This window comes from Amycolatopsis sp. (genome assembly GCF_035546795.1).
In the GTDB taxonomy this organism is placed as follows: Bacteria; Actinomycetota; Actinomycetes; order Mycobacteriales; family Pseudonocardiaceae; genus Amycolatopsis_E.
Genome location: NZ_DASZWC010000046.1, coordinates 15,910 through 32,901, shown reverse-complemented (window position 1 = coordinate 32,901; position 16,992 = coordinate 15,910). Strand labels below are relative to the sequence as shown.

Below are 16,992 nucleotides of genomic sequence, written 5' to 3'. Positions count from 1 at the left end.
AAACCAGGAGGAAAATCGGTGAGCCGGATTCAGCTCGAAGGGGCGACCAAACGGTTCGGCCACCTCGCGGCGGTGGACGAGGTGAGTCTCGACATCGGCGACGGCGAGTTCCTGGTGCTGCTCGGCCCGAGCGGCTGCGGCAAGTCGACCCTGCTGCGCGCCATCGCGGGGCTGGCCCCGCTCACCGCGGGCCGGATCAGCCTGGACGGCAAGGACATCACGCACCTGCCGCCGCGTGAGCGTGACCTCGCCATGGTTTTCCAGAGCTACGCGCTCTACCCGCATCTTTCGGTCGCCCGCAACATCGGCTTCCCGCTGCGCGCCCGAGGGCGCTCGAAGGCCCAGGTGCGCGGCAAGGTCGACGAGGTCGCGAACGTCCTCGGCCTGACGGATCTCCTGGCCCGCAGGCCGCGGGAACTGTCCGGCGGCCAGCGGCAGCGGGTGGCGCTCGGCCGGGCGCTGGTGCGTGACCCCGGTGCCTTCCTGATGGACGAGCCACTGTCCAATCTGGACGCCAAGCTGCGTACCGCGACCCGCTCCGAGCTCACCGAGCTGCACTCGAGGCTCGGCTCCACCTTCGTCTACGTCACCCACGACCAGGTCGAGGCGATGACCATGGCCACCCGGATCGCGTTGCTGAACAACGGAAAACTCGAACAGGTCGGCACCCCGGCCCAGGTCTACGACGAACCCGCGTCGGAGTTCGTCGCGAGCTTCCTCGGCGCCCCGCCGATGAACCTGCTGCCCGCGACGATCGTCAGCCGCGGTGGCTCGCTCTTCGCGGTTTCGTCCGAAGTGGAGGTTCCGCTCGACCTCACCGGCGACGTCCCGGACACCGAGGTCACCCTCGGCATCCGGCCCGAGCACCTGCGGCTCGGCGGCAAGCGCCGCGACCTGCTCGCAGTGGTGCGGCTGCTGGAAAACCTCGGCAGCGAGGAGGTCGCGCACTGCACCGTCGGCGGCGCCCGCGTGTGCGTTCGCGGGCCCCGCCCGCTCGGCCTCGCCACCGGGCAGACCGTCAGCCTGTCCACCACGCCGGCGCACGTACACCTGTTCCACCGCGCCACCGGCCGCCGGCTGCTGTGGGCGCCCACCCTTTCCCCCGCCCCCGCAAAGGAGTTCCAGGTATGAAAAGGACAGTAGCCGCGCTCGCGGCCGTCACCGCGCTGACGGCTTCGGCCTGCGGCGTCGGCGGTTCGAGCGCCGGGGAGACCGGCACCGTCGCCCGCGCGCCCGAGCTGGCCGCGGACCAGCAGGTGTCGATCGTGTTCGAGAGCTACAACTTCGGCCAGGCCGGCGCCTGGACCGACACCTTCAACGAGCTGATCGGCAAGTTCCAGGCCGCCCACCCCAACATTCACGTGAAGGCCCAGAAACCGCAGGGCAACAGCCCGAACCCGGCCACCGACACGGTGTCCTCGGTCCAGGCGCAGATGGCCGCCGGCAGCCCGCCCGACGTCGCGCAGCTCGGGTTCAGCGACCTCGACTTCACCATCCACGGCCTCGGCGCGAAACCGCTCGACGACCTCGTCGGCAAGGACGCCGTGCAGGCCAACTTCGACGGTGCGAAGTACCCCTACGCCCCGACCGCCCGCACCCTCGGCGACTGGGGCGGTAAGACCTACGGGGTGCCGTTCGTGTTCTCCACCCCGGTGCTCTACTACAACGCCACCCTGTTCCAGCAGGCCGGCCTCGACCCGGCGAAGCCACCCACGACTTGGGCGGAGGTGCAGCAGGACGCGCAGGCGATCAAGAACACCGCGCACAAGGACGGCGTGTACCTGGACTGCCTGACGAAGACGGCGAAGGACTGGTGCTATCAGAGCCTGGTGCGTTCCGACGGCGGCCGCGTGCTTTCCGAGGACCGCAAGACCCTCACCTTCGACGACGCCACCAACGTGGACGTCGTGAAGATGGCGCAGAACATGGTGAACACCGGCAGCACGCCGAAGCTGACCCAGCAGCAGGGCTACGAGGAGTTCGCCCGTGGCGACCTGGGGATGATCCTGGAGACCAGCGCGATCCAGGCCACGTTCACCAAGGGCGCCAAGGACAAATGGGACCTGCGTGCCGCGGAGATGCCCAGCTTCGACGGCAAGCCGACCGTACCCACCAACTCGGGCGCGTCGCTGTTCGTGTTCTCCAACGACCCGGCCAAACAGCGGGCGGGCTGGGAGCTGATCAAGTTCCTCACCAGCGAGGACGCCTACACCACGATCGCCAGCAAGATCGGCTACCTGCCGCTGCGCACCGGGCTGCTCGGCGACCCGGCCGGCCTGCAGGCGTGGGCGGCGAAGAACCCGATGATCAAGCCGAACGTGGACCAGCTGGCCCGGATGGAGCCGTGGACCTCCTTCCCCGGAACCAGCTATCTGCAGATCCGGGACGGGATGATGGACGCCGTCGAGAAGTCCGTCTACCAGGGCGCCGACCCGCAGGCGACGCTCACCGCGGCGAAGAACCAGGCGAACCCGCTGATGCCCGGCGGCGGCAAGTGACGTTCGTCGAGATCCCCGCACCGGTGGCGGTGGTGGTGCCCCGCGTGGCGAAACCATCGCTGCCGGTGCGGCTCTTGCGGGCCGCGCCGCCGTACCTCTACCTCGCGCCCGCGCTGGCGCTGCTGGTGATCTGGACCTACCGGCCGCTGGCGCAGACGGCGCAGCTTTCGTTCTACTCGTGGAACCTGCTGCCGACGCAGCCCGCGACGCCGGTGGGACTGGCGAACTACCAGCGCCTGCTGGAACTGCCCGCACTCGGCCAGTCGGTGTCGCGGACGCTGTTCGTCATCGCCGGGCTGCTGCCCTTCACCATCGTGATCCCGGTGGCGGCGGGCCTGCTGAGCCGACGGATCCGGGGCCGTTCGCGCAGTGTGTACCAGGCGCTGATCTTCGCGCCGATGCTGGTGGCGCCGGTCGCGAGCGCCGCGGTGTGGCAGTGGCTGCTGGACCCTGGGGCGGGCGCGGTGAACCGGGCGCTGGGCACGTCGGTGAACTGGCTGCACGAGATCGGCACCGCGCAGCCGGCCATCGTGCTGATCACCGGCTGGCATCTGGTGGGCTTCGCGGTGCTGGTGGTGTCCGCCGGCCTGGCGAACATCAATGGCGACTACGCGGAAGCGGCGGAGCTGGACGGGGCGTCGCGGTGGCAGATCACCCGGTGGATCACGTTGCCGCTGCTGTCGCCGACGCTGGTGTTCCTGACACTGATGACCGTGCTCCTGTCGGCGCAGTGGACGTTCCCGCTGATCGACACACTCACCCAGGGCGGTCCGGCCGATGCCACCACGAACGTCTACTACCTGTTGTGGGACTTCAGCTTCCACAGTTATGACGCGGGCCTCGGGGCCGCCGCCGGGATGCTGCTCTTCGCCGGTTTCGGCGTGGTGGCGGCGATCCTGGTCTGGCTCTCGGAACGCCTGACCTTCCACGACAACTGAGGAGACGGACCAGCGTGAGCGAACGGTGGCAGACGGTGCGGGGGCACGTGGTGCTCGCCGTGCTGGGCGTGCTGTGCGTGTTCCCGATCTACTGGCTCTACGCCACGTCACTGCGGCGGCCGGGCGAGGTACTCTCGCTCCGGCCGCTGCCGTGGCCGCTTTCCCTCGGCAACTACGCGGACGCGGCGGGCAAGGTCGACGTACTCGGGTTGCTGGGCAACACGATGCTCGTCGCCCTGCTGACCGCGCTCGGCCAGCTGCTCACCGGGCTGCTGGCCGCCTACGCGTTCGCGGCCTGGCGTTTTCCCTTGCAGCGCCTGCTGTTCCTGGCCTTCGTCGGCACGTGGCTGGTGCCGTTCCAGGTCACCATGCTGCCCAACTACGTGCTGTTGTTCCAGCTCGGCCTGCTCAACACGCTGGCCGGGGTGATCATCCCGAACCTGTGCTCGGCACTCGGGGTGCTCATGCTGCGCCAGCACCTCGACGGTTTCCCGAAAGAGCTACTGGAGGCGTCCAAAATGGACGGACGCTCGTCGTGGGCAACGCTGTGGACCGTCGTGGTCCCGAACCTGCGCCCCGCGCTCGCCGCGCTGACGATCCTGCTTTTCGTCAACGCGTGGAACGAGTACTTCTGGCCGGCGATGGTGCTGCAGCGGAACAACGCCGTGCTGCAGCTGGGGTTGCGCAGCTTCATGGGCACCGAGGGGAACGACTGGGGTCCGCTGATGGCGGTCGCGGGGCTGGCCTGCCTGCCGGTGTTCGCGCTGTATCTCGTGCTGCAGCGGCATATCGTGAACGCCTTCGTGCGGTCCGGGTTGAGGTGAGGGTAGTCGCCTTTCCCGCCGAGTCGGTGGTCGTCCCGTCGCCTGCCCGCCCGGCGAGGGCTCTCTTGCTTTGCTGTTCCCTCCCAGCACCTCAGGGATCGGTTCGGTGGCGGCGTGGGGCGGCTCGCTTCGCGTTGCCGGGCGGCCGGATGTGAGCAGAGTGGCAGAGCTAGGCCGCCGGGGGAACGGCTTCCGGAAGCTGCTCGATCAGCGTTGTGTCGTGGGTGGCTTCTCGGAAACGGGGGTGATCGAGGATGTCGCTGAGGAAGTCCCGCGTCGTGGCGAGGCCGGGGCCGGAAAGGCGGATTTCGGCGAGTGCGCGGCGCATGCGGGCGATCGCGGCGGGGCGGTCCGGTGCCCAGACGATCACCTTTGCCAGCAACGAGTCGTAAAGCGGCGGGACACGGTAACCGCGGAAGGCGTGTGTGTCCACGCGGGTGAACGGGCCGGCCGGTAGATCGCATTCGGCCAGCAGGCCTGGGGCGGGGGCAAAGTTCCGCGACGGGTCCTCGGCGTTGATGCGGCATTCGATCGCCACCCCGGACACCCGCACGTCCTCCTGCGCGAAGCCGAGCGGCTCGCCGGAAGCGATCCGGATCTGCTCGCGCACCAGGTCCAGGCCGGTCACCATCTCGGTCACCGGATGCTCGACCTGCAGGCGGCAGTTGACCTCCATGAAATAGAACCCGCCATGCCCGTCGACCAGGAACTCGAACGTCCCCGCTCCGACGTATCCCGCCGCCTTCGCACCGCGGACCGCGGCCTCGCCCATCTCCGCCAGCAACTCCGCGGGCAGTTCGGGCGCGGGTGACTCCTCGACCAGCTTCTGGTGCCGCCGCTGCAGCGAGCAGTCCCGCGCGCCGAGGTGCACGACGTTGCCGTGTTTGTCCGCCAGCACCTGGATTTCCACATGCCGGGCAGACTCCAGATACCGTTCCACGTACAACCGGCCGTCGCCGAAGACTGCCTGTGCGTTCGCCCGGGTCTCGGCCCAGGCGCGCGGGAATTCGGCATCCGAGCGGACCACGCGCATCCCGCGACCACCACCGCCCGCGACGGCCTTCACGATCAGCGGGTAGCCGATCTCTCCCGCCAGCGCGAACGCTTCCTCCGCACTGCCAATCGGATCACGGCTTCCGGGCAACAGCGGCAAACCCGCGTCGGACATGATCGCCCGCGCGCTCGACTTGTCGCCAAGGCGTGCCATCACCGAGGCGGGCGGGCCGATGAAGACAAAGCCCTCGTCCTCGCACACTTCCGCGAAGTCCGCGTTCTCCGAGAGGAAGCCATATCCGGGATGGATCGCCTCGGCGCCGCGGGCCCGGGCCGCCTCGATCACGGCCGGGATGTTGAGATAGCTCTCCTTCGCCGGACCGGGACCCAGCTGGATCGAGTCGTCGGCCAGCCGCACGGCGGCCGATTCGGCGTCCACACTGGAGTGTGCCGCGATCGAGCGGATGCCCAGTTCCCAGCAGGTGCGCACGACCCGCACCGCGATCTCGCCCCGGTTGGCGACCAGCACCGAGTCGATCATGCGGCTGCCAAGAGCAACAGCGGCTGCCCGTGCTCGACCGCGGTACCGTCCTCGACGAGCACCTCCACGACCCGGCCCGCGCGGTCGGCCTCGACCGGGATCATCAGCTTCATCGCCTCGAGGATCGCGACCTGCTGACCGGGGCGGATCGTGTCGCCCTCGGCCACGAAGGGCGCCGCGCCCGGCTCGGGCGCCCGGTAGAACACGCCGACGGTGCCGGCGCACAAGGGAAAAGTTCCGGCAGCCTGGTCGGCAACGGGCTCGGCGGCGGCGATCGAGGGCGCCGCGGGCAGCACCGGGAGCGCATCGCCGGTCCACTCGACCTCGACCACCATGTCCCTGGTGCTGACCCGCACCAGGCTCGGTGCCCTGCTGGCCTCCGCGCACAACGCGAGCACCTGCTCGCGCAGCACGGTCAGCACGTGGTCCACATCCTCGTTGATCGCCGCGCTCATCGCGCGCCCTCCTTGGATTCGTCCATCGTCACAACGGGTTTGCCGAACCGGCGGAACCGCGCCCGGCGGCCGGTCACGAGGTTCATCTGGTCCAGCGGCAAGAGTTCCGCCAGCGTGCTGGTCAGCGCATCGCGCAGGGCACCGGCCGCGGCCAGGTGATCACCGCCGTGGTCGGGGACGACCCCGTCGACCACCCGCAGGCTCAGCAGCGAACGGGAGTCCACCCGCAGCGCGGCGGCGGCCTTGGGGGCGGCGGCCGGGTCCTTCCACAGGATCGCGGCACAGCCTTCGGCGCTGATCACCGAGTAGACCGCGTCGGCGCACATGAGCACCCGGTCGGCGAAGGCGAGCGCGAGCGCTCCCCCGCTGCCGCCCTCACCGGTGACCACCGCGACCACCGGCACCGGCAGCCCGGCCATCAGTTTGAGGTTCTCCGCGATCGCGACCGACTGCCCTTGCCGCTCGGCCTCGATCCCCGGGTACGCGCCGGCCGTGTCGACCAGGGTGATCACCGGCAGGCCGAGTTTCGCGGCCAGTCGCATCACCCGCGCCGCCTTGCGGTAACCGGCGGGGCTGGGCATCCCGTAGTTGCGCGCGGACAGTTCCGCCGCGGTGTGCCCCTTCTGCGTCCCGATCACCACCACCGGCACACCCTCGAGCCGGCCCAGCCCGGCGACCAGCGCGGGGCAGTCGGCGGACACCCGGTCGCCGTGCAGCTCGTTGAAGTCCTCGATCAGCAGCGCGATGTAGTCCAATGTGGAGGGACGATCGAGCTGCCGCGCGGCGCGCACGCACTCCCACGGGTCCCGCTCCGGCAGCTGGGCCGGGTCGGTGAGCAGCGCGCCCGGCACCGGCTGGTGCGGCACGCCCTCCGGCGCGCGGCTGGCGACCGACAGCAGCTTCGCCAGCGCGGTCCGCAGCTCCGCGCGCGGTTTGATCATGTCGACCACGCCGTGCTCCAGCAGGAACTCCGCGGTCTGGAACCCGGGCGGCAGGGTCTGCTTGATGGTCTGTTCGATCACCCGCGGCCCGGCGAACCCCAGCCGCGCCCCGGGTTCGGCGATGATCACGTCGGTGGAGGTCGCATACGATGCGGCCACCCCGCCGAACGTCGGATCGGTGACCAGCGAGACGGTCAGGATGCCGGCCTCGTCGAGCTGGTCCAGCGCCTGGCTCGTCTTGGCCATCTGCATCAGCGAGACGATGCCCTCCTGCATCCGCGCCCCGCCCGACGCGGTGACCAGCAGCAACGGTGTCCGTTCCTGCAGGGCGACCTCGGCGGCGCGGGTGACGGCCTCACCGACGTTCGCGCCGAGGCTGCCGCCGAGGAACCGGAAGTCCATCGCGGCGACGACCACCGGGTTGCCGCCGATCCGGCCGCGGGCGCACAGCACGGCCTCGTCGAGCCCGGTGCGGGCGCGCGAGTCGGCGAGCCGGTCGCGGTAGGGCTTGGTGTCGGTGAACTCCAGCGGGTCGTGCTCGGCGATGTCCAGCTCGATCGGCCGGGCGGATCCGGTGTCGAGCAGGCTTTCCAGCCGTTGCGGGGCGGTCAGCGGCGCATGCCGGCCGCATTCCGGGCAGACTCGGCCGGCGCGCTGGAAGCGCTTTCCGTAGAGCATGACGCGGCATGAACCGCAGATCAGCCAATCGGTGCTCATCGTGCTCCTCCTGAGGGTGGGCCGGGCACGTAGGCCGCCACCGTGGCGGGCAGCCGTACCCCGGCGAGCCGCAGCTGGGCGACCCGTGCGGTGTAAGCGGCACCACGCATCAGCTGCGCGGCGATCTCCGCGACGTACCGGTTCGCGGGCGCGGCGAGGTGGGTGCCGGTGACCCAGGTGTTGAACGCGCCCATCGCGGGACCGCACCAGATCTGGTAGTCCCCGGCGCGCTCGGGCACCCCGCCGATGCTCCACCCCGAGGAAAGCCCGAGGTACCAACGGAAAACCAGCGCCATGCGACGTTTCGGGCTGCCCTCGGCGCGGGCGATCTGCGCCGGGTCGCGTTCGGTGAAGAAGCGCACGCAGTCGGTCCACACGTCCTCCAGCGGGCGCTGGAAGATCCGTTTCTCCAGTTCGGCGCGTTCGGCCGCGGGCACCGAGTCGAGCCCGTCGTACGCGCGATAGGTTTCGTAGAGCCGCTTGGCCCGGCCCGCGAACATGGTGCCGCGTTTGAGCACCTGGACGTGCACGCCCATTTCGAACATGTCGGCCGACGGCGCCATCTCCGTGTCCGCCACCCCGGCCGAGGCGAGCAGCCGCTTCGCGGCGCCGGACTGATCGGCCTCCACCGAGGCCTGGTTCACCGAGCCGGTCACGACGTAGGAAGCTCCGAGGGTGAAGGCGGCCGCGGCCGCCACCGGGGTGCCGATCCCGCCGGCCGCGCCGATCCGGACCGGCTTGGCGTACCCGAGTTCGCGCTGCACGCGGTCGCGGAGTGCGATCACCTCGGGCAGCAGCACGATCAGCGGCCGGTTGTCGGTGTGGCCGCCCGAGTCGGCCTCGGCGGTGATGTCGTCGGCCATCGGGGTCCGGCGGCCGAGCTCGGCCTGTTCCGGGGTGATCTCCCCGGTGTCCAGGAGTGTCCTGATGAGACGGTCGGGCGCCGGGCGCAGGAAGTGCTCGGCGACTTCGCCGCGCGAGACCTTCGCGATCACCTTGTGCCGGGCGCCCGTGGCGGTCAGTCCCTTGAGCCGGTAGCGCACGACCTGTGGGGTCAAATCGAGGAAGGCCGAGGCCTCGACGCAGCGGACATCGTGGCGCAGGCAGGCGTCCACGATCGCCTTTTCCAGCGCGGGCTCGCTCGGACTGTGGATCAGGTTGCAGGCGAACGGTTTCCCTGGCGCCTCACGACGGATCGTGGACAGGGCCTCGTCGATGCGGGCCGGGACGACACCGGCCGCGCCGTAGGAGGCCAGATAACCCGCCTGCGCCAGCGCGACGACCATCCGTGCCGAGGCGATCCCATTGGCCATCGCCCCGGCGTGATAGGCGTAGGAGACTCCGTGTTCCTCCCGGAACTCGCTGTCCCCCAAGGATTCCGGTCGCAACGCGGGCACCGCCGTGAGCACCTGTGCCTGGCGTGCCCGCGCCTCGTCGGTGGTCATCGCGACGCCCTGCGCACCCCGGATCACGTACAGCGACCGGTCCAAACGCGACAGTTCGGTCGTCACCACGGCCGCGCACCCCGCTCCCGGAGTTCGACCGCCACGTCGGTCAGCTCGTAGATCCGCAGCCCGGGCTTCCACAGGCTGGCGTCGCCGATCACCCGCACCCGGCCCGGCCCGCGGCGGACCTCCTTGATGTGCACCTCCAGGACGCATTCGCCGTCGGCGGGCAGGAACTGGCCGCGGTACTTCCAGCTGAACGGGTCACCGGCCGGCACGACGAACCCCGGCTCGGTGAGCCCGTGCCCGGCGTCGAGCAGCCAGGCCTGCATCGCCTGCAGCACCGACTCCACCCCGAGCGAGCCGGGGATCACCGGGTCCAGGTGGAAATGCCGGGCGAAGAACCAGTCGGCCGGGTCGATCCGGCGGACCGAGTGCAGGTAGCCCTGGCCGTAGACGCCACCGCCGTCGACGACGTCCACGTGGTCGAGCAGGGTCAGCTTGCCGCTCGGCGGAATACTCAGCCGCCGTGTCGGACCCGGGTTTCCGGCCAGCCACGTCGGTACCGACCTCCCGGCGTCGAGGCCCGTCTGGTTGGCCAGCGCTTCGTCGCTGAAATAGCCGAACATCGTCTCACCGCGGTAGAACGGTTCGCCGTCGGCGGAAAGCGTGTAGGCGAAGTTCTGCAGTGACGAGCCGGGCAGGATCGTGGTGGACAGCAGTTCCGAACGCTGGCGGATCGTCTTGTCCCGCAGGTCCACCTCGCGCAGCACGGTCGCGGTGCCGCCGAGGTTGCGCAGGCTCATCGTCCGGTCCGGAGTGGACAGTGTCGGGCCGAGGTAGTAGCCGACCAGCAGTGCTGCCTGCAGGGAAGTCTCCATGTAGACGAAGTTGGGCATCGACTCGTTCGCCGTGTCCCGGTAGTACCAGGAGTCCGCGGGCGAGTCGTACTCCGTCTCGTAGGTGGCGTGGTCGAGCTTGCCGCGCCGGCCCTGGATGTCGACGACCCGGTCGACCAGCAGCAGCCCGCCGGCCGGCAGCCTGGTCGCCTTCTGCCCGGTGTAGTGCGCGAACTCGGGCCCCATCGCGATGCCCTGGTCACCCCGGGAGAGGTGCGCCATGTGGAACTCGCTGAGCAGCGCGCCCTTGCGGCCCAGCCATGGCACGTCCCCGCCGCGCTCCGGGCCGATCGGGGTGCCGGGCTTTTCCTTTACGGTGACGGTGATTTCCTGCCCGCCCGCGGCGAGACGCACCCAGGGCCGGGGCACGAGATCGGCCGCGACGAACTCCAGTGCCAGTTCGCCGTCGCCCTCGATCCGGCCTTCGGTGACCAGCGTCGCGTCGACGAAGCACAGGTGCAGGCCGAGGTAGAGCGCGAACAGCCGGGCGGCCTCGGCGGCGGCTTCGGCGTAGCCGCCGTGGTAGCTCGCGGTGATGCCCTGCCGACGCAGCTTGGCCGACGTCAGAACCTGTGCCGCCAGGCGGATGTCCGGGTTGGCGCCCTGCTGGTCGTAGGCCGCGCCGAAGACCCCGGCGATGTCTCCCTCCGCCAGCCGGGCGAGCAGCGCGTGGCCGAGTTCGGTCACGCCGGTGCGGGCCGGCGGTTTGAAAGCGCCTTCTTCGGCCGCCTGCCCGGCGACGGCGACCGACCGCCGGTCCAGCGTCCGCAGCTGAAGCGCCGTCTGCGCCCGCAGCGCACTGATGTGCGCCTCCGCCAAGGCTTCCCGGATCTCACGAACCGGGTTTCCGTTGTGGGTAACTGGTTCGGGCGCGACGAGGTCCAGGGGTTCGCCGACGAATTCCACGATCGTCATTCCGTCTCCTCCAGCCAGCCGCGGACGGCTTCGGCGAACTTCTCCGTCATGTCCGGGGTGGACACCACGGTCACGCCCGCGAACCGTTGCAGCACATGGCCTTCACCATCGCTGGCCGTGGCGGTCACCGTCACCGTGCCGGCGGCCTGCGCCACGTCGTCGAGCACGAGCACGAACGGCGCGTCGTCGGGCAGCTGGGCGAAGTACTCGGCGTGCGCGATGCCGAGTGGCAGGCAGGCGCCGCCGAGGAGTTCCTTGCCAAGCACCGGTGGCCCCTGCAGCAGCAGATCCGCGAGCACCGGGCTGTGCAACCCGCCGCCGAACGCGCCGTCCGCCACCGGCTCGTCGGCGAGACGGCATTCGAGTACGAGTCGCCCTTCGGTGCGTTCGAGAATCCGCCGTATACCCTGCAAGCGCGGACCGTGGAACTGGGTCGCCTGGCGGTAGATCTCCAGGGCGTCCGCACCGGCGCCGAGAGTGAACCGGCCGGTCCGCGGAGCGTCCTTCGGCACGCCGAGGACGAAGGTCGCCGCGTAGTGCGAAGTGCTTTCGCCCGAACGCACCGCGGCTCGCACGGTGACCGTCCCGCCTTCCGCGATACCGGCCTCCGCCACCACCCGCAGGTCCCCTGGCAGCTCGCCGTCGAACAGGATTCCCTTGTGCACCTGGTAATCGCGCACCTCGGTCACCTGCCGTCCGGGATGGGCGCGTTCCAGCACGTTGATCAGCCAGCCGAGCCCGAAGGTAGCGGGCAGCACCGCGTGACCGCCGATCCGGTGCGCCTGGATCACCGGGTCACCGGCCAGATCGCCGAGGCTCCGGTACGCGGTGAAGGCGGGTCGCGGCGTGAGATGGTGCTCCGCCAGCGACACGTCCGCGCCGACGAGCACGCAGGTTTCCTCGCGATGCTCGGCGGTGAACTGTTCGGTGAAGGCGCGGGTACCGTCCGCCGGGTCGAGCAGCGGGACACCGCGGGCGGCGAACAGTTCGCGCAGCTCGGGGGTGACCATGCCGCCGTCCCAGGCGCCCCAGTCGATCGCGGTGACGTGGGCTTCGGGATGCCGGGCCTTCCAGCTGGCGGCGACCCGGCACAAGGCCTCGTTCGCCGTCGCGTAGTCGGCCTGGCCGGAGTTGCCGAGCAGTCCGGCGACGGAGGTGAAGAACAGCAGGTGCCGCAGCGGAACGTCGTCGAGTGCGGACAGGACCGCCTGCGCGCCGGTGAGTTTCGCGGCGAACACCCGTCCGATCTGTTCCGGGGTCTTGTCGGGGAGCAGCGCGTCGGCGAGCACCCCGGCGCCGTGCACGAAGCCGGTCACCCGGTACCCGGCCAGCGCCTCCTCCACCGCCACGACATCGGTGACGTCGACGGAGAGGTACCGGGCGCGACTGCCGAGCGCGGCCAGTGTCTCGCGGATTTCCCGCTGCGCCAGCAAATCCCGGTAGACGCGCTCGACTTCACGGGGCGTCGGGCGGGTCATGCTCGCGATGACCGCTGCCTTGAGGTCGGTCGCGCCGGTGGCCCACTCGGGCTCCGGGGTGAGCGCCGTGCGGCCCAGCAGAAGGAATTCGGCCGAGCTGCGTTCGGCGAGCGCGCGCACACACAGCGCGGTGACGCCGCGCCCGCCGCCGCTGACGACGAGCAGTTCGCCGGGCCCGAGCTCCACCTGCGCCGGCTCGTCCACAATGGACGTTTCCTGCGCGGGTGCGTGCCTGCTGGGCACGACCGTGCACCGGTTGCCCTCGGCGTCCACGCCGACTTCGAGAGTGTCGGTGGCGGCGTCGTACAGCTCGTCGAGGAAGGCGCCGTCCGGGAGGCCCGGGTCGAGGTCGATGGCCCGGCAGAACAGCGAAGATGCTTCCGCCGCCAGGGTTTTCACCAGCCCGCCGACCCCGCCGACGAGCGCCTCGCCCGGTTCGCGGGTACCGCGCCAGCCCAGTTCACCGTCGAGCCTGGTGAGGGTGACGAACGCCTTGCGGGTGCCGGCGCCGCCGGCGAGCGCGGGCAGGGCGCGCTTGGCGATGAGGATGGTGTCGGCGAGACGCTGCGTGCTGACCGCCCAGTCGGCGTCGGCTTCGAGCGCGACGAGGCAGAGGTCGACCGGCTCGGGGATGTCGTCGCGGTGCACGGTCCAGCCACGCCGTTCCAGCGCGGTGGCGAGGGCGTCATCGCCGCCGAACACCGCCGCCACGGGCTCCGGCCGGTAGGGCTGGGCGAGGCGGTCTATGCCCGGGAGCGCGACGAGCTCGACCTTGTGCCGGGGCGCGGCCGCCCCGGCCTCAGGCGCTTTTGGGTCCGCATCACCCGCGCCCTCGAGGTAGGTCAGGATCTGGTCGAGGGTGCGCAACTCACCCAGCTGCTCCGGGCCGATATCCGGCAGATCCGGAAAACGCTCCTGCACCGCACCCAGAACCTGAACCCGCTTGATCGAATCCACACCCAGATCCGCCTCCAGATCCATCGACGGATCCACCATCTCGACCGGATAACCGGTCTTCTCCGCCACCACCTCCAGCAACACCTCACGAAGGCCCGTCGCGACCGGGGTGGGCGGCACCGGGGCCGGGGTGCTGATCAGCGCCTGCAGCTCGGCGTCCACGCCGGAGACCGGGGGCGCCGGCGGAACCGGCGCGGCCGGTGGCACCGGCGCGGGTGCGGACGGCGCGAACGCCGGGGCAGGAGCGGCGAACGAACCCGTCCCGCCCAGTTCGAGTTCCGCCAGTGCGGCCAGGATCTCGTTCGCCCGGGTGTGCGCCTGGCTGATGACCACGCTCTGGTCCTTCACGGCGGTCACGGCCTGCGCGAGCGGGGCGTCGACATCCCCGTGCCGGATCGCGGCGGCCAGTTGCTCGGCGACTCGCAACTGGCCTTCGAGGTACTCCGTGTGCACGGCGAGGTGCTGCTGCAGCGCGCCTTCCGGCCGGCGCGGCACCGCACCGTTCGTCACCGCACCATTCGTCACCGCACCGTTCGCGACCGCGGCGGGCGCCGCGGGCACGAGCGGCGCGGGCGGCGTAACGGGCTGTTCGGGCAGAGCCACGCGATATCCTCCGTTCAAAGCTTCCTGATAAGCCGCCCGCCGCTCCGCGGGCACGTACTCCGGCGCGGACAAGATCACCTCGTGCCCCTTGGGCCGCGGGACTTCTGTCGCCGGCGCGTCGTACCGGTTGATCCCCGTCAGTGGCGCGCCCAGCACCGCGAGCCGCAGCGCGGCCTGCTTCAGTGTCACGTCGCTGTCGCCGAGCGGACCGCCATCGGTGGGGATGGCCACGACGTCGTCACCCAGCGTCCGGCGGACCAGCGAAGTCAGCACCTGCTTCGGCCCGAACTCCACGAATACCGTGCAGCCGGAGTCCCGCATCGCCTCCAGCGCGGCGACGAACTCGACCGGCTCCAGCAACTGACCGATGAGCGTCTGTCCATTCGCGACAGTGTCGGCACCGTAGGAAGCGCCGGGTGAATTCGCGTACACCGGGGCGTCCGGCGCTCCGATGTGGACCGACTCGACGGTCGGCCGGAACGCCTCGACGGCATGTCCCACGTACTTGGTGTGAAACGCGGCGGCGACCGGCAGCTGTCGCGCGGTCAGACCGCGCGCCGTGCACGCTTCGATCACCCGCGCGACCTCGTCCGTGCCACCGCCGACGACCACCTGGTCCGGCGCGTTGTGGTTGCACACCACCACGTCCGGGAAGTCGGCGAGGATCTCCGCCACCTGTTCGCGCCCGGCGCCGATCGCCGCCATCGTGCCGGCGTCCGCGCCCGTCGGCGCCATCGCCTGGCCACGGGCCCGGGACAGCCGGAAGAAGTCCACATCGGACAGTGCGCCCGACGCCCACAGCGCGGTCAGCTCACCGAAGCTGTGCCCCAGGTAGCCCGCGCAGTCCAGGCCCAGCTCCCGCAGGAACCGGAACTGCCCGGCCGACAGCGCGCCGATCGCGGGCTGGGCGTAGTCGGTGCGGCGCAAGGCCGCCTCCTGTTCCTGGCGCTGCTCCGCGTCGAAGACCGGCGGCGGGAACATCGCCTGCGCCAGCCGTCGCCCGGCACCGGCGAACGCGGCGTTCGCCTCGTCGAGGGTGTCCGCCACACGCGGGTTGTTGAGCACGGCCTCCAGGCCCATGTCGAGGTACTGGCTACCCTGCCCCGCGAACAGCGCGCCGACCTTCAGATCCGGCAGCGCGCGGCGGCGGAAGTGGATCCCGCGCGGGTGCGACCACTCGTCCTCGATGGACGAAAGCTGCGCGATCGCCAGCTCCCGCAGCTCGGCTTCGTCATCCGTGGCAACGAAACCCACCCGCGCATGCCCGGCGGGGATGTCGGCGCCGTCGGTCGAAGGTGCGCCGGACTTCAGCAGCTCCAGCAACGCGGCCGCGTCCGGAGCGTGCCACAGGTGCACGCGCGCCGTGCGATGCAGGACCGGGCCGTGGTCGTGTTCCTCCAGCACCAGATGGAAGTTCGTGCCGCCGAAGCCCATCGCCGAGGCCGCGGCCCGCCGCACGGGCCGCTCCGGGTCACGGACCCACGGCCGGGTCTTCACGTTGACGTAGTAGGGCCCTTCGGCGAAATCGACGGCGTGGTTGGGCCGCTCGACGTTGATGGTCGGCGGCAGGACCTTGTGGTAGAGCCCGAGCGCGAGCTTCATCAGGCTCGCCGTCCCCGCCGCGCCCTTGGTGTGCCCGATCTGTGACTTGACGCTGCCCAGCGCCGCACTGTGCCGTTCGGCCCCGGCTTCGCTCAGCACCTCGCCCAGCGCGGTCAGTTCCGTCTTGTCACCGACAGCGGTGCCGGTCGCGTGCGCCTCGAACAGTTCCACCGAAGCCGGGGAACACTCGGCGTCTTCGTAGGCGCGCTCCAGCGCCACCCGCTGTCCTTCGGCGCGCGGGGCGTAGATGCTCTTCGACCGTCCGTCGCTGGACGAACCGAGGCCGCGGATGACAGCGTAGATCCGGTTCCCGTCGCGCTCGGCGTCGGCCAGCCTGCGCAGCGCCAGCATGCCGATGCCCTCACCGAGCAGGGTCCCGTCGGCGTCATCGTCGAAGGGCCGGATCCGGCCGCTCTTGGACAGCGCGCCGACCTTGCTGAAGCACAGGTAGATGAAGATGGTGTTCTCGGTGTCCACGCCACCGGTGATCATCGTGTCCGCGCGGCCGTCCACCAGCTCCGCGATCGCGGTGCGCACAGCCGAAAGCGAGGCCGCGCACGCGGCGTCCACGGTGGAGTTCATCCCGCCGAGGCCGAGCCGGTTGGCCACCCGCCCGGCGACCACGTTGGCGAGCAAACCGGGAAACGAGTTCTCCTCCCACGGCGCGAACGCCTGCACGTACTTGTCCGCGATCGCCTCGGCGTCCTCGCCGGACAGGCCACAGCTGCGCACGACCTCCTTGAGTACCGGGGTGGACAGCCGCGCGGCGAGCGGATGCATCAGTGGCACCGGCCCCGTCGTGCCCAGCACGACACCGGTGCGCTGCGGGTCGTACCACTCCCCCTCCGCGCCCGCGTCGCGCAGCACGTCCCGCGCGACGCCGAGGCTCAGCGTCTGCATCGTGCTGGTGACCTCGAGCTGGTTGGGCGGCAGGCCGAACTCCAGCGGGTCGAAGGCGACGTCGGGCAGGAACGCTCCGCGCCGCGAGTACGTCTTGTCGGGGGCGGCCGGGTCGGCGTCGTAGTAGTCGTCGAGGCTCCAGTGAGACGCCGGCACGTCCTCGGTGCAGTCGGTGCCATCGACGATGTTCTGCCAGTACTCCCGGTGGTTGCGGGCCATCGGGAACAGCCCCGACATCCCCACGATCGCGATCGGATTGCGCGCCAGCCGGCGGTCCTCGGTCACT

The 16,992-nt window shown here is 70.6% G+C and carries 10 protein-coding genes; 4 read left to right on the top strand and 6 right to left on the bottom strand.

Annotated features, from left to right (window positions below):
* Positions 1 to 18: 18 nt before the first annotated feature.
* Genes VHD82_RS25190 through VHD82_RS25175 form a run of 4 tightly spaced genes read left to right on the top strand, consistent with a single transcriptional unit; the run spans position 19 to position 4,260 of the window.
* A complete protein-coding gene (locus VHD82_RS25190; RefSeq protein WP_325708801.1) occupies positions 19 to 1,131 on the top strand; it encodes an ABC transporter ATP-binding protein in 1,113 nt (370 codons plus the stop codon).
* Positions 1,128 to 2,498, top strand: coding sequence for an ABC transporter substrate-binding protein (locus VHD82_RS25185; protein WP_325708797.1), 1,371 nt, complete (start codon positions 1,128 to 1,130; stop codon positions 2,496 to 2,498). Before VHD82_RS25190 ends, VHD82_RS25185 begins: the two co-directional genes overlap by 4 nt.
* Positions 2,495 to 3,436: a sugar ABC transporter permease gene (locus VHD82_RS25180; RefSeq protein WP_325708794.1), complete on the top strand. Its 942-nt coding sequence runs from the start codon at positions 2,495 to 2,497 to the stop codon at positions 3,434 to 3,436. Before VHD82_RS25185 ends, VHD82_RS25180 begins: the two co-directional genes overlap by 4 nt.
* Before the next feature lie 14 nt (positions 3,437 to 3,450).
* Complete coding sequence (locus VHD82_RS25175) at positions 3,451 to 4,260, top strand: carbohydrate ABC transporter permease (protein ID WP_325708791.1); 810 nt, start codon at positions 3,451 to 3,453, stop codon at positions 4,258 to 4,260.
* Between the two features lie 169 nt (positions 4,261 to 4,429).
* On the opposite strand, the gene VHD82_RS25170 is transcribed toward VHD82_RS25175, so the two are convergent.
* The 6 genes from VHD82_RS25170 to VHD82_RS25145 are packed head-to-tail and all read right to left on the bottom strand — an operon-like array spanning position 4,430 to position 16,991.
* Positions 4,430 to 5,794, bottom strand: a complete 1,365-nt coding sequence (locus tag VHD82_RS25170; protein WP_325708787.1) for an acetyl-CoA carboxylase biotin carboxylase subunit — start codon at positions 5,792 to 5,794, stop codon at positions 4,430 to 4,432.
* Entirely contained in the window at positions 5,791 to 6,249 is a 459-nt protein-coding gene (locus VHD82_RS25165) for an acetyl-CoA carboxylase biotin carboxyl carrier protein subunit (RefSeq protein WP_325708784.1), read from the bottom strand. The genes VHD82_RS25170 and VHD82_RS25165 overlap by 4 nt, the downstream gene beginning before the upstream one ends.
* On the bottom strand, positions 6,246 to 7,907 hold the full coding sequence (accD, locus tag VHD82_RS25160) for an acetyl-CoA carboxylase, carboxyltransferase subunit beta (protein ID WP_325708781.1): 1,662 nt from the start codon (positions 7,905 to 7,907) through the stop codon (positions 6,246 to 6,248). The genes VHD82_RS25165 and accD overlap by 4 nt, the downstream gene beginning before the upstream one ends.
* Positions 7,904 to 9,421 carry a PfaD family polyunsaturated fatty acid/polyketide biosynthesis protein gene (locus tag VHD82_RS25155; RefSeq protein ID WP_325708778.1) on the bottom strand — a complete coding sequence of 506 codons (1,518 nt, stop codon included), beginning with the start codon at positions 9,419 to 9,421 and terminating at the stop codon, positions 7,904 to 7,906. The genes accD and VHD82_RS25155 overlap by 4 nt, the downstream gene beginning before the upstream one ends.
* Positions 9,415 to 11,166 carry a beta-ketoacyl synthase gene (locus VHD82_RS25150; protein ID WP_325708776.1) on the bottom strand — a complete coding sequence of 584 codons (1,752 nt, stop codon included), beginning with the start codon at positions 11,164 to 11,166 and terminating at the stop codon, positions 9,415 to 9,417. Before VHD82_RS25150 ends, VHD82_RS25155 begins: the two co-directional genes overlap by 7 nt.
* Complete coding sequence (locus VHD82_RS25145; protein WP_325708773.1) at positions 11,163 to 16,991, bottom strand: polyketide synthase; 5,829 nt, start codon at positions 16,989 to 16,991, stop codon at positions 11,163 to 11,165. The genes VHD82_RS25150 and VHD82_RS25145 overlap by 4 nt, the downstream gene beginning before the upstream one ends.
* Position 16,992 lies beyond the last annotated feature (1 nt).